This window comes from Azospirillum formosense (assembly GCF_013340925.1).
Taxonomy (GTDB): domain Bacteria; phylum Pseudomonadota; class Alphaproteobacteria; order Azospirillales; family Azospirillaceae; genus Azospirillum; species Azospirillum formosense.
In genome coordinates, this window is the sequence record NZ_WHOR01000155.1 from 1 (window position 1) to 13,619 (window position 13,619).

Sequence of the window (13,619 nt, forward strand, 5' to 3'; positions counted from 1 at the left end):
TCTCCAAGCCTCGCTACACGGCGGAAGGGTAAGGTGTCTATATGGGCGGATGCATGTGAGCGCGCGCGGTTGGGGGGGGGGTGGTGACGGTCGACAGGTCCAGCCCGCCGACGGGCTCCCTCAGGTCGCGCTCCGATAACTGCAGGATCACCACGCGCGGCGGGCGCTCGCGGAAGTCGGGGGAGGCCAGATAGGCGGCCAGCGGCGCGGCGCCCGCGGCCCGCACGCCGACGGTCAGGCCGGTCAGGTTGCGCAGGTGGTCGGTCCAGTAACGGCCGTAGCGGCCGTGGCGCTCCGTCGTCTCGGGACGGGAGAAGCCGTCGCCGAACACCAGCGCGTCGTAACCGGCACCGGCCCGCGCCGCCTCGGCCAACGGCGGTACGAAGATCGCTTGCGGTGCCTTGGGGCCGAACCGGTTCTCCGCGTAGCCGCCCAGTTCCGTCAGGTCGCCGTCGGGCGGGTCCAGCACGAAGGCGAGCGGCAGGACCAGAGCCGCGGCGAGGGCCAGCCCGCGCAGAAGGATCCTGTCCAGCCCGCCCCTCACCGGTCGCCTCACGCCCGGTCCGCGGGGAACCGGATGCCGGGCAGGCGGAAGGCGGGCTTGTGGAAGACGGACATGCGGCTCTGGGCGAGCGGCGATCCGGCGGAGTCGCCGATCCACAGGCGCAACGCCTTGGTCGCGCCGATCCACAGCAGGATGGGCAGCAGCGAGAAGAAGCCGAACTTGACGATGGTGATGTTGCCGTCGCGGTACCATTGCAGCGACAGCGGGATGAAGGCGCAATAGAACAGCACCGCGTAGCGGTTGGTGAAGCCCGACTCCCAGAACCAGCGGTGCAGCCGGCCCAGGATCAGCCCGACCACCACCATGGTGACGATCACGCCGATCCACCCCGCGCTCATCCAGCCGTCGCCGGCCAGCGAGGTGGTGAGGTTGGAGAAATTGCCGAAATCGTGCAGCGACACCCATTTGACCGGTGCGCCGATGGGTTTGTCCGGCCACAGCATGCGCGGGATCGGCTCGGTGAAGAGCTGGAGATACTGGGTGAACCAGGTGTAGGTCCCTGACTGCTGCGGCACCGCCCACAGGATGAAGGCCAGGAAGTCGAAGTTGGCGATGTCCTGGTTCGACACGCTTTCGACGAAGGAGCCCTGGCCGCCCTGGAAGATGCTGAACAGCTTGCCCGGATTCTCGGTCCCGGCCAGCACGCCGCGCAGGAAGTCGCGGTTGTTGCCCAGCGTGTGGAACAGCAGCAGCACCGGCAGGCCGCAGGCGAGCTGCCACCAGCGGAACCATTTGGTGCGCGTGTGGTAGAGGATCAGCAGGACCATGCCCAGCACGCCCATAATGATCGCCCAGCGCCCCCAGCCCAGATAGGCGCGGTAGCTGACGAAGGCGATGAAGGGGATGAAGGACAGCGGGTGGAAGCGGCTGACCCAGATGATGCCCAGCGTCAGCGGCAGGCCCATCGAGTGGGCCTCGGCGATGTAGCCGGTGGTGTTGACGTAGACCGGCTGGCCGGTCAGCGGGTCGCGCTCCATCTGCACGTCGCCGGTGCCGGTGAAGTCGGCGCCGTCCTGGCGCAAAATCGCCGAGTAGATGGCCAGCGGCCCCAGCGCCGCCACGGTCAGGGCGAAGGCGGTGATGTCCAGCCGGTCGAAGGTGAAGGTGGGCGCCCGGCTGAAGTCCGGCTTCACCCGCCCGGCCCAGCCGCAGGCGATGGAGAAGGCGATCAGCGCGACCGAACTGACCGTCAGCGACTTCACGAATTCCGCCGCGCTCGGCCAGTAACCCATGAACAGCCAGGCGTTGTCGATGCCGAAGCCGTGGACCAGCAGCGGCCGGATCACGAAGACCAGCGTGTGGAAGATCAGATAATAGGTCAGCGGGTGGAACATCGACGCGGTGCCGGTGCTGAGATAGGCCACGACGACCAGGGCCACCACCAGCACCTGCGCGATCAACGCCGTTTCGATCATACCGGACTCCGCTTGGCCTCGTGAACGCGCGGCGCCGCCGGCCACGGCCGGTGGTGTCGCGGCCGGTGGGGCGGTGTCGTCGTGCCGACCCCCACGGGCGAGGGCGGCGCATCCGGAAGCAACACCGCCGGACCCGGTCGGGTCCCCCCGTCCGGGAGCGCAGACGGCGAGGGTCGCCCGGTCAGGGCTATCCGTGCGGCGCTATCGGGGCACCCCGTCCGCGCTTTTGCTTCATCCGCCCCCCGCCGCCAGTTTCGCTGGGGAGCCGAACGGAGGTGATATGACGCGCCGGATTCCTGGACTCTTCGCGGGCGGGCTGTTGTGGCTGGTCCTGTTGCTGGCTGGTCCCGCCCCGTCCGTCGCGGCGGAGCCGGCGATCCACGTCTCCCCCCAGGGCGACGACCGCTGGTCCGGGCGGGTCGCCGCCTCCACCCCGGACGGGCGGGACGGCCCGGTCGCCACGCTGGCCCGCGCGGTGGAGGAGGCGCGCAAGCGCGGCCTGCACCTGATCCTGCTGCGCGGCGGCACCCACCGGCTGACCGACACGGTGACGCTGGGTCCGGAGGATTCCGGGCTGCGCATCGCCGCCTATCCCGGCGAGACCCCGGTGCTGTCGGGCGGCGAGGTGGTGACGGGCTTCACGGCGGAGCGGGACGGCGTCGTCTCCGCCCCGCTGGCGCGGGAGCCGGGGCTGGACGTCAGCACCGGCGGGGTGCGGCTGCGCGCGGCGCAGAGCGGCGCCTTCGACCCGCAGGACCCGATCCGCAGCGGCTGGTTCGTCGCCCAGCAGACCAAGGGCGGCGGCGACAAGCGGCAGTTCCGCTTCCCGCCCGGCACCGTCCAGGCGGCCTGGGCGGTGCCTGGCGTGCGCGTCCAGGCGCTCGACCGCGAGCGGCAGGCCGACGACATCCGCGGCATCGAGCGCATCGACCGCAACGGCACGCTGGTGCTCGACCGCGACGGCTGGTACCCGTTCCGCGACGGCAGCACCTTCCGCCTGCTCGGCCATCCCGACTTCCTGAAATTCCCCGGCCAGTTCGCCTGGAGCGCCAAGGACCGGCGCCTGCTGCTCCGCCCCCACGACCCGGCGGGCTTCGCCCGCGACGGCGAGGCGGTGGTGGCCCGCACCGCCCCGCTGATCCAGGCGGAGAAGGCGGACTCCATCACCCTCGATGGGCTGTCCTTCGCCGACGTGCCCTACAACGGGGCGGCGGTGCGGCTGGCCGGCGGTTCAGGGCACCGCGTCCTGGACAACCGTTTCTCCGCCGTCGGAACCGGCGTGCTCCTGGTCGGCGTCGCGGACAGCGAGGTGCGCGGCAACCGGCTGGAGCATCTGGGGCGCAGCGGGATCGAACTGACTCCGGGCAGCGCCGGCAACCGGGTCATCGCCAACACCATCCGCCATGTCGGCGAGGTGAACTTTTACGGCGGCGGCATCATGAGCGCCGGGGTGACCCGCACGCGGATCGCCCACAACGACATCCGGCACGCCGCCCGCTACGGCATCTCCATGAAGAACTGGAACCCGGAGACGAAGAACACCGACAACGTGATCGAGTACAACCGCATCCGCGACGTCGGGCGGGAGACCGCCGACCTCGGCGCCATCGAGACGCTGGGGCGCAGCGACATCGACACCAAGCTGGTCATCCGCTTCAACGACATCCGGGGGACCGGCGGGATCGCCACCGACGCGGCGGGGCGTTGGATGACCCGCTACAAGGGCTTCGGCGTCTATCTGGACGACCTGACCAACGGCGTGCGGGTGGAGGGCAACTTCCTGGAGGACACCGGCTGGGCGGCGGTCTTCATCCATGGCGGTGACGGCAACCGGGTGGAGAACAACATCGCCGTGCTGACCGACGAGCGCGACCGCTTCCTGCGCTTCGAATGGGTGCCGAAGGCGGGGACGGCGGGCTTCCTGCGCGACAACGAGGCCAGCCGCAACATCATCCATGCCCGCGTCCCGGTGGAGCAGCTGGTAACCGCGCTGACCGGTGGCGAATACCGGCTGGAGAACAACATCTTCGACCGGCCGGGCCGCGGCCTGCGCGCGCCGGGGGCCCCCATGGAACGCACGCAGGCGCGCTCCGTTCAAGGTGGCAACCAGCCGGACCCCTATTTCATGAACCCTGCGAAAGACGACTACCGCCTGCGCCCGAACTCCCCCGCTTTGAAGATCGGTTTCCAGGAGCTTCCCTGGTCGCGCATCGGCCCGGAAGGGGCGCGCTGACCCCGGAGAGACCCTCATTCAGTCGCCCGCCCCCGCCCCGGCAGCCCAGCAGTCGGATACCACCGGGATGGGGCCGCCGAATCCAGACCTGTCCGCCCTGCCGCCGCGCATCCGGCGCGAGCTGCGCGCCAGCCATGTCGGCGAGACCGTGGCGGTGGCTCTCTACGACGGGGTCGCCGGAGCCACCAGCGACCCGGAGGTTCTGCGCTTCGCCGCGTCCCACCGACGGGTCGAGCGGCGGCATCTGCGGCTGTTCGAGGCGGTCCTGCCGCCGGAGAGGCGCAGCGCGCTGCTGGCTTTCTGGCGCTGGTCGGGCCGGGTGATGGGCGGGCTGCCGGCCTGGCTCGGCCCGCCCTATTTCTACGCGGTGGTCGCCGGGGTGGAGGCGTGGGTGGATGGGCATTACGCCCGGCAGATCGACCTGGCGCGGCGGCTCGCCCCCGATCCGGGCCTGTTGACTTTGCTGGAGGCCTGCCGCCTCGACGAGCGCCTCCACGCCCGTGACGCCGCCCGGCTGGACCCGGCGCCGCCCTGGACCGCCCGCGCGCTGGCCGGGGTGGCGGTGTTCCTGTCCGGCGTGGGGGTGAGGGTGGCGCGCTGGGTGTGACGGCGCTCAGCCCATGGCGCGTTTGGGACGGACGGTGGTTCCGGCGGCTTCGGGCAGCGGGCCGGCGATGCGGTCGAGCAGAGCGTCCATGCCGCTGTGCCCGGCCTCGTGGGCGGCGCGGGCGCGGGCGTGCGCCTGTTCCGAGGCGAGCGCCAGAGCGTCGCGGTCCTTGGCCCACAGGCGCAGCGCCGGCAGCACCGTCTGGATGAAGTCGCGGTCCTGCGGGACGAGGCCGGGGCGGGGGATGTCGCTGCCGATGCAGCCGCGGTCGTAGGCCAGCACCGGCACGCCCGCCGCCATCGCCTCGAACAGCACCAGCGGCTGCGCCTCGTTGCGGTAGCGGGTGGGGAAGACGAAGACGTCGATGTCGCGGTAGAAGGCCGCCTTGGCCTCGTCGTCCACCGGGCCGCGATACTCCACGTCGCCGTCGAAGGCCGCCAGCCCCGCCGCGACCAGCGCGTTGTCCATGCGCCCCAACCCCGGCCCGGCCAGCACCAGCTTGACGTCCACCCCCTCCGTCTTCAGGGCGCGCAGCAGGGTGAACAGCGTGTCCAGCCCCTTGTCGGCGCACAGGTTGGACAGGTGGCCGATGCGCAGCGGTCCGGACTTGCCGTGGCGCGGCCGCGGCACCGGCGGGGTGAAGATGGCGTTGGAGACGCTCATCGCCGTCTTCGCCGCCGGGTAGAGCGCCTGGAAGCGCGCCTGCATGGCGGGGCAGAGCAGCACATGCATGCAGTCCGTGCCGGCGAGACGGGTCAGCAGGCTCATCCGCCAGGTCGGCTTGGAGATGGTGGCGAAGGAATGGTGGTGCAGCGTCCGTTCATAGCCGAACAGCCGCGCCGTTCCGGCCAGCGCCGCCGTGTAGAAGATGCCAAGCCCCGAATCGACGGGCATGTAGAAGCGCCGGTCGGGGATCGTCGCCCCGGCCGCCAGCCGCAAGCCCGCCAGCAGAACGCGCATCGCCTTGGCGGCATGGTAGCGCAGGCCGCCGCCGTTCCAGCCCGGCGACAGGTCCGCGACCTCCACCGTGGTCTCCGCCGGGCCGCGGTTGCGCAGGCGGTCCAACACCAGGGCGGTGACCCGGCTCATCCCGTCCATGGGCGGGGGAAGGCGGCCCGAGACGACGATGTGGGGGGAGTTGCGGCGGTCGGTCATCAGGCTTCGCTTTCACGGGTGCCCTTGCGGGCGCTTTCATCGGTGCTTTGGGCGGCGCCCTGGTCGGCATCCTTGCGGGCGCCCAGGCTGTGCAGGGCCTTCTCCACGGCCTCCGCGAAAAAGCCGGCGTCGGCCAGCGCCTGGAAGGGCCGCCCGTTGAGGCTGAGGCGGCGCCATTCCGCCTCGTCCGACGCGACGGACAGCATGTGGCGGGCCAAGCCCTCCGGGTTGTCGGGCTCGACGATGTGGCCGTTCAGCCCGCTGCGGATCAGCACGTCGCGGGCGCCGCACTGGTCGGACAGGATCGTCGGCACGCCCATCGCCAGCGCCTCGTTCACCACCAGCCCGAACTGCTCCTCCAGCGAGGGCAGCAGCAGGCACAGGGTGGAGCCCAGCGTTTCCGCGATCCCCTTCTCCTGAAGGAAGCCGCGGAAAATGATGTGCCCCTCCAGCCCGCGCCGGGCGACCTCCGCCCGCAGGTCGGCCTCCAGCGGGCCGGAGCCGCAGAGGTGCAGGGGCCGCGCCGCGTCTCCGGCCAGCCGGCGGTAAAGGTCGTAGGCCTCGACCGCGCGGAACAGGTTCTTCTTCGGCACGAAGCGGGCGATGATGGTGAAGTGCCGCTCGGCGAAGGGGACGCCGTCCGGCGCCGGGGTCATGCCGGACAGCCGGCGCACCCGCTCCAGCGACAGGGTGTCGTAGCCGATGAACAGCCGGTCCTTGGGCAACCCCAGGAAACGGTAGTAGTCGACGGTGCGGTGGCTGCCCCCGATCGCCGCCTGATAGGGCTTGTAGAGCAGGGACTTCAGCGCCTCGCGCCAGAGGACCCGCGGCTTGTCGTCGAACTTCGAGGCGTTCATGTTGACGACGCGCCGGCCCATCAGCCGCATCGTCACCGCCAGGGCGAAGACGTCCGGCTCCTCGTAATGGCACAGGAAGACGTGGCTGGCCCCCGCCTTGCGGCATTCGCGCAGCAGGGCGCGGTAGACCTGGAAGGACGGGATGTCCGCCTTGGAGCGTCCGGGGAACAGCGTGACCTTGCGGAAATGCTGCCCCTCCCCGGTGGAGTCCCAGGCGTAGGTGTGGGACTTCGACCCGACCTCCAGGCCGACCACGTCGTAGAGGTGGCCGAGCCGTCGCCCGACCGCCTCCAGCCGGTCCATGTGGTAGGGGCCGAACATCTCCCAGGAAAAGACCAGGGCGGGCTTCGTCATGCGGCGTCGTCTCCCAGCAGCAGCGCGGCGTAGCGCGCCAGGACGGCGCTGCGGCTGGCGTTGCCCTCCACCCAGGCGCGGCCCCGGCGGCCCATCGCGGCGCTCCGGGAGGGATCGTTCAGCAGGTCGGCCACGGCCTGCGCCATGGCCTCGGGCGCGTCGGGCGGGGTGCGCAGGAAGGCGTCGATCTCCGTCCCCAGCCGGTCGAGCGCGGAGCCCGGCAGGCAGGTGCAGACGAAGGGCCGTCCGGCGGACAGAATGGTCACCGCCTTGCCCGGCATGGCGAAGGCCGCCCCTTCGGGACGCTGCGGCACCAGATGCACGTCGCCCTCCGCCAGCCCCTCGGCGAGCCGGTCGGACGGAATCAGGGGAGCGAACTCCACGTTGGGCAGCGCCATCGCCTTGGCTTGGGCCTTCAACTCCTCCTCCAGCCCGCCCTGGCCGCGCAGCAGCACGCGGGCGTCGGGGCGCAGCGCGTGGAGGTGGCGGGCCATCTCCAGCACCTGGTCCAGCCCCTGCTTGCGGGCGAAGGCGCCGCTGTAGAGGACGGTCGGCGGCTGGCCTTCGGGCCTGGGCAGGGGGCGGACGGCGTCGGCGTCGACATGGGGCGGGATCACCGTGATCGGCCGCCGCACGCCGAGGTCGCGCAGCACGTCGGCCATCGCCTCCGACAGCACGACGATGCCGTCGGCGCGGTTCAGCGCGGTGCGCTCCACCGCCTGGATGGCCTTCAGCGCGGCCCCGCCGCCCATGCCCAGCGCGCCGGCGAGGCCCGACTGGATGTCGTGGACGATGGCGATGTGCCGCCCGCCCGGCGCGCGGAAGCGGTCGGCGACGGCGACGCTGAAGATGGACGGGCAGAGCGACAGCACCGCCTTGTGCCGCGCGACTCGCCCGCGGGCGCGGGCCGCCAGGAAGCCGGCGTGAAGCACGCCCTCATGGATCAGCCGGGCCTTCATGCCGCCGCCCTTCGGCGGGATGGTGAGCAGCCGCTCGATGCGGACGCCGTTCACCGTGCGGCGGTCCTCGGCCCCGTCGGCGTAGCCGTCGTAGATGGCCTGGCCCGGATAGTTGGGACGCGCGGTCAGCACGGTCATGTCCGTCCCCGCCGCGGCGAAGGCGGTGGCGAGGTCGGTCATCATCGGCGCGCTGCCGGCCGGTTCCGGCCAATAGCTCATCGCCACCAGCAGGACCGAAGGCGGCAGCGCGGCCGGAGCCGCCGGCCCTTCGGAGACGGGCGTGCGCAGGGGTGTGGAATCATCGGGCATGGGCGGTCACTCCGCGGCTTCGCCGGTCGTTGTGGCGGCGGCCCGGGGAGCCGGCGGGGCGGCGTTCTCCAGGAACCACGCGTGGGTGCGGCGCAGCCCCTCCTCCAGCCCGACCTTGGGCCGCCAGCCGGTGGCGAACAGGCGCGACACGTCCATCAGCTTGCGCGGGTGGCCGTCCGGCTTGCTCAAATCCTGGGTCAGCGCTCCCTCGTAGCCCACGATGTCGCGGATCAGCCGGGCCAAGTCCCCAATGGCGACGTCCTCGCCGGGGCCGACGTTGATGATGTCCTCCCCGTCGTAGCGCTCCATCAGGTGCAGGCAGGCGTCGGCCATGTCGTCCACATAGAGGAACTCGCGCCGCGGCGTGCCGGTGCCCCACAGGGTGACGCTGGGCGCCCGCTCGGTCTTCGCGTCGTGGAAGCGCCGGATCATGCCGGGGATGGCGTGGGAGCCCTCCGGGTCGAAATGGTCGCCGGGGCCGTAGAGGTTCGACGGCATGGCGCAGATGGCGTTGAAGCCGTATTGCCGCCGGTAGGCTTGGCACTGGGTGATGCCGGCGATCTTGGCGATGGCGTAGGGCTTGTTGGTCGGCTCCAGCGCGCCGGTCAGCAGCGCCTCCTCCTTCAGCGGCTGCTCCGCGAACTTCGGGTAGAGGCAGGAGGAGCCGAGGAACAGCAGCTTCCTCACCCCCGCCCGCCAGGCCGCGTCGATGACGTTGGTCTGGATCAGCAGGTTGTCGCGGATGAAGTCGCCGCCGAAGCGCTCGTTCGCCAGGATGCCGCCGACCTTGGCCGCGGCCAGGATCACGTAATCGATCTTCTCCCGGTCGAAGAAGGCGCGCACCGCAGCTTGGTCGGTCAGGTCCAGCTCGTCGCGGCCGCGCAGCACGAGGTCGTCGTAGCCATCTTCCACCAGGCGGCGGACGATGGCTGAGCCGACGAGGCCGCGGTGCCCCGCGACGAAGATGCGGCTGTTTCGCTCCATGGGTCTCGGTTCCCTCATTCGGCGGCGCTGGCGACCGCGGCGTCGCCGTCGCGGCTGCGGGCGGCGTACCAGTCCACCACGCCGGGCAGACCGTCCTTCAGCGGGATGCGCGGCGTGTAGCCGAGCGCGGACAGGCGGGCGATGTCGGGGCTGCGCCGCTGGGTGCCGCCGGGGGCGGGCGGTCCGATCCGGATGTCCGCCACCCGTCCCAGCGCGGCGACGATCTGCCGGGCGAGTTCGGCGATGGAGATCTCCTCCGGGTTGCCGACATGGTAGATGCCGAGGTGCTCGCCGCGCTCGATCACCGTCATGATGCCGTCCACCGCGTCGTCGATGTGGACGAAGGCGCGGGTCTGGGTGCCGTCGCCCTGGATGGGGAAAGGCACGAGGACCTCCGGGCTGCGGTCGATGGCCTCCACCGCGCGGCGCACGAACTCCGGCACCACATGCTCCCAGCCCATGTCGGGGCCGTAGACGTTGTGCGGGCGGAAGATGGCGACGCGGTCGAAGCCGGTGCGGCCCCAGTTGACCGCCAGAAGCTCCGAGATCAGCTTCGACCCGCCGTAGCTGTAGCGCGGGTTCAGCACGTCCGGCACGACCAGCGGGATGTCCTCCGGCGTCGGCACCATCGGCGGGGTCTGGTAGGCCTCGGAGGAGGAGGCGACGACCAGATCGCCCACCCCGTTCGCCCGACAGGCGTCCAGCACGTTCAGCATGCCGCGCACGCCGACGTCCAGCACCACCTCCGGCTTCTCGTAGAAGTGCTTGGTGCCGTTGACGGCGGCCAGATGCAGAACGCCGTCGACGCCGCGCACCGCCTTGCTCACGGCCGCCGGATCGCGGATGTCGCCGGACACGAATTCGACCGCGTCCACGGCGTCGCCGAGCCGGCGCGGATGGCCGCGGGAGTTGTCGTCGAGAACGCGGACGCGGTGCCCGTCGCGCACCAGCCGGCGGACCAGGGCGGCGCCGATGAAGCCGCTGCCCCCGGTCACGAGATAATGTTTCGGCATTGTTCTTTCCTTAGGCGGCAGCGTCAGGGGACGCTTCTTTACGCGACATGGGCGAAGCGGGCGGCGCCGTGGCTGCCCAACGCCACGTAGGCCGTGCCTTCGGGCAGGTCCACTTCGCGGCTGTTGAAGTTGTTCCAGAAGTCGTAGATGACCCCCGGCCGGTCCATGCGGCGCGCCAGATCGGGCAGCGGCATGGAGGTGAAGACCGGGTGGTTGTTCAGGATGACGGCGAGGTTGGCGCCCTCCACCGCCTCGGCCATGCTGTTGGCCGGCTCCAGCCCGAAGCCGCGGATGTCGTCCGCCGCCACCACCGCGTCGAAGCCGCGCCAGCGCGCCTTGGGGAAGCGGGTGCGCAACTCCTCGAACAGCGGCTTGGCCATGGTGCCGCGCAGGTCGTCGGTCGCCGGGCGGCCCTTGAAGGCGAGGCCCATCAGGCTGATGGTCGGCTCCTGCGGGAAGCCCTGCATGGAGCCGGTCAGCCGCTCCAGGAACTGCGACACCTCGACCGGCTGGCTTTCGTTGATGCGGCGCCCGGCGGCGGTGATGTCCATCTCCACCCCGAACCCGCGGGCGGATTCGATCAGGATGTGTGGGTCCTTCTCCAGGCAGGGGCCGCCGACCGGGCCGGGCAGCGGAAGCTGCGTGCGCGGGTAGCCCAGCTTGCCCGCCCGCGACACCTCCAGCGCCGAGACCTCCATGGCGTTGCACAGCCGGGCGATCTCGTTGGCGAAGGCGAAGGTGACGTCGCGGTAGGTGTTGTCCACCAGCTTGATCATCTCCGCCGTCTCCAGCGTCGAGACCTTGACCGTCGTCGGGGTCAGCATGCCGAAGATCTGCGAGGCGCGGGCCGCCACCTCGACGCTTTCCGCGCCGATGATCTGGGGAAGCTGGTTCAGCTCGATCAGCGCCTGCCCCTCCAGCGTGCGCTCGGGGCAGAAGGCGATGTCGAAGCGCTTGCCGGTGCGGCGCAGGATCGGCGCCACCACCTCGCGGGTGGTCCCCAGCTTTACGGTGGAGCGCAGGATGACGAGGTCGCCGTCGTGGATGCGGTCGGCCACCTGACGGGTCGCCGCCTCGATCATGTCGGTGCGCACGCGCCCATCACGGTCCAGCGGGGTGCCGACGGTGATGATGAAGACGGTGCAGTCCCGGCAACCGTCCGGCGTGCGGCCGAAGGTGAAACGCCCGCGCTCCATCACATGCCGCAGCTTCTCGGCGAGGCCCGGCTCATGGAAATGGGGGACGCCGCGGGCCAGCTTGTCCAGCACCTCGTCCCGCACTTCCACGCCGTGCACCTGGAATCCTGCGTCCGCCATGGCGACGGCCAGCGTCAGCCCGACATAGCCGAGACCGAGCACACAGACGTTCCGGTCGGGAAAGGACTTTGGGAGCATAGTCTTTCGATCCTGCTAGTGATTGGAGCATGCATCCAAAGGCGCCGCCGCCATCCGCCACCCGCGCCATGCGCAATCCGAACGTCTTGCAGCGCGGCATTGTTCCGGCCGTTCGGGGTGGCGTGAAATGACTATGCCGTTGATCGAACATTGTTTTGTTCGTGGTACTCCGGACCGGCGGCAAGGGAGCGTCCGGTCGGCGTCCTTCGGGATTCGGGATGAGGCGGGCGGGTCATGCCGCCGCCACGATCAACCGGCGCAGCCGCGACGGGCGCACCAGCCCGGTGAGCAGCGCCGCCAGCGCGTAGACCGCGACCAGAACGCTTCCGCCGATCAGCAGCGCGGGCAGGGGATGAGCGGGAGCCATCAGGTTCGGCAGCGCGTGGGTCAAGCCCAGCGTGACCCCGATGGCGAGCGCGGCGCACAGCGCCGCCCGCGCGGCGATTCCGAGATAGAGCTGCCCGACCTCGCGCCGGTGCAGCCAGGCGAGGCCGGTCATGGCGGTCAGCTCCGCGACGATGGTCGCTGCGGCGGACCCTTCGATCCCGTAACGCGGGATCAGGATCAGGTTCAGCGCCGCGTTGGTCAGCCCGCCGATCAGGATGGCGGTCATGTAGCCGGTCTGCCGGTGCCAGACGAGCAGCGGATTCCCCATGGTCAGGTTGACGTGCACGATGGCCACCGCGATCATCAGCAGGCGCAACGTGTCGGCGGCCGGGGCGTAGGCCGGGCCGAAGACGGTGCCCAGGATGGCCGGCGCCAGGGTGAAACCCCCCGCCGCGATCAGCGCGCCGATGGACAATGTGGTGGCGGCGTAGTCGCGCATCCGCGCCCGCATCGCCTCGCGGTCGCCATAGGCGGCGGCGAGCTGCGGCATGAAGGCGCTGAGGATGATGTTCCCCGCGGTCAGCGACAGCACCAGCAGTTTGGTCACCGCGGCGTACCAGCCGACCTCCGTCTGCGGCGCCATGAAGCCCAGCATCACCAGATCCAGGTGGGAGAACAGCGCCCAGGCGAAGACGCTGACCGCCATCGGGGCGGAGGTCTTCAGGATCGCCCGCCACTTGGCGAGGTCCACCCGCGGCCGCGGCATCCGGAAATCGCGGCTGAAGCGGGCCAGCATCAGGGCGGCGTTGATGACGAAGGAAACGGCGGTGATTCCGGCGGCGACGGCCAGATCGTCCGGCCCGCGCACCAGCGCCAGCACGGCGACCATGTTGCCGAGCGACGTGCCGATCTCGCGCACCGCGATGACGCTCATCCGCTCCGTCGCCTGATAGACGAAGTCGAGCAGCAGCGCGTTGCCCAGCAACTGCACCGCCTGGACCAGCAGCACCGCCTTGACCAGCGCCGATTTGTCGAGCTGGAGCACGAACAGGGCATAGAGCCCGCCGACCAGCACGGCCAGCAGCATCCGCAGGGTCAGCACATGGTCCGCAAGATCGGTCGCCTTCTCCCGGTCGCGGGCGATCTCGCGCACCGCGTAGGTGGACAGGCCCAGATTCACGAACAGCGCGGCGTAGGCCAGCATGGAGGTGCCGAAGCCGAGCACGCCGAAGCCGTCCGGCCCGAGCGCGCGCGCGGTCCAGGCCGTGGTGATCAGTCCGCTCAGCAGCGTGGCGATGCGGGCCAGCCCCAGCGCGCGGATGTTCAGGAAAATGCGTCGTCCGGCGGTCATTTGGTCTTTTTGGGTGTGTGGGCGTGTCGTGTCGGGCCCCCTCCCGACCTCCCCCCGCTTCGCAGGGGGAGGAGATGAAGCCCTCCCCTGCGAAGC

General features: G+C 70.7%; 11 protein-coding genes. 2 read left to right on the forward strand and 9 right to left on the reverse strand.

Annotation, left to right across the window (positions count from 1 at the left end):
- Window positions 1-37: 37 nt before the first annotated feature.
- Together GBZ26_RS18775 and GBZ26_RS18780 are read right to left on the reverse strand one after the other, a co-directional pair.
- Window positions 38-556 (reverse strand): hypothetical protein, encoded by a 519-nt coding sequence (locus GBZ26_RS18775; protein ID WP_174440147.1) that lies wholly within the window; start codon window positions 554-556, stop codon window positions 38-40.
- Complete coding sequence (locus GBZ26_RS18780; RefSeq protein WP_174440148.1) at window positions 553-1,980, reverse strand: hypothetical protein; 1,428 nt, start codon at window positions 1,978-1,980, stop codon at window positions 553-555. The genes GBZ26_RS18775 and GBZ26_RS18780 overlap by 4 nt, the downstream gene beginning before the upstream one ends.
- A gap of 280 nt (window positions 1,981-2,260) precedes the next feature.
- On the opposite strand from GBZ26_RS18780, the gene GBZ26_RS18785 reads away from it, so the two are divergent.
- A complete protein-coding gene (locus tag GBZ26_RS18785; protein WP_174440149.1) occupies window positions 2,261-4,213 on the forward strand; it encodes a right-handed parallel beta-helix repeat-containing protein in 1,953 nt (650 codons plus the stop codon).
- A 67-nt stretch (window positions 4,214-4,280) separates the two neighbouring features.
- The gene (locus tag GBZ26_RS18790; RefSeq protein ID WP_211104835.1) at window positions 4,281-4,820 is read left to right on the forward strand and encodes a demethoxyubiquinone hydroxylase family protein; all 540 of its coding nucleotides are present in this window, start codon (window positions 4,281-4,283) and stop codon (window positions 4,818-4,820) included.
- 6 nt (window positions 4,821-4,826) lie between these two features.
- Here the strand turns inward: GBZ26_RS18790 and GBZ26_RS18795 are convergent, their stop codons facing one another.
- From GBZ26_RS18795 to GBZ26_RS18825, 7 genes are all read right to left on the reverse strand, one after another.
- Complete coding sequence (locus GBZ26_RS18795; protein WP_174440150.1) at window positions 4,827-5,975, reverse strand: glycosyltransferase family 4 protein; 1,149 nt, start codon at window positions 5,973-5,975, stop codon at window positions 4,827-4,829.
- Window positions 5,975-7,186 carry a glycosyltransferase family 4 protein gene (locus tag GBZ26_RS18800; protein WP_174440151.1) on the reverse strand — a complete coding sequence of 404 codons (1,212 nt, stop codon included), beginning with the start codon at window positions 7,184-7,186 and terminating at the stop codon, window positions 5,975-5,977. Before GBZ26_RS18800 ends, GBZ26_RS18795 begins: the two co-directional genes overlap by 1 nt.
- Entirely contained in the window at window positions 7,183-8,454 is a 1,272-nt protein-coding gene (locus tag GBZ26_RS18805) for a glycosyltransferase family 4 protein (protein WP_174440152.1), read from the reverse strand. Before GBZ26_RS18805 ends, GBZ26_RS18800 begins: the two co-directional genes overlap by 4 nt.
- Before the next feature lie 6 nt (window positions 8,455-8,460).
- The gene (locus GBZ26_RS18810; protein WP_174440153.1) at window positions 8,461-9,438 is read right to left on the reverse strand and encodes a GDP-L-fucose synthase family protein; all 978 of its coding nucleotides are present in this window, start codon (window positions 9,436-9,438) and stop codon (window positions 8,461-8,463) included.
- Window positions 9,439-9,452: 14 nt separating this feature from the next.
- A complete protein-coding gene (locus GBZ26_RS18815; protein WP_174440154.1) occupies window positions 9,453-10,451 on the reverse strand; it encodes an NAD-dependent epimerase/dehydratase family protein in 999 nt (332 codons plus the stop codon).
- 38 nt (window positions 10,452-10,489) lie between these two features.
- Window positions 10,490-11,845, reverse strand: coding sequence for a nucleotide sugar dehydrogenase (locus GBZ26_RS18820; RefSeq protein ID WP_174440155.1), 1,356 nt, complete (start codon window positions 11,843-11,845; stop codon window positions 10,490-10,492).
- Between the two features lie 232 nt (window positions 11,846-12,077).
- Complete coding sequence (locus GBZ26_RS18825; RefSeq protein ID WP_174440156.1) at window positions 12,078-13,523, reverse strand: flippase; 1,446 nt, start codon at window positions 13,521-13,523, stop codon at window positions 12,078-12,080.
- Between the last annotated feature and the right edge of the window lie 96 nt (window positions 13,524-13,619).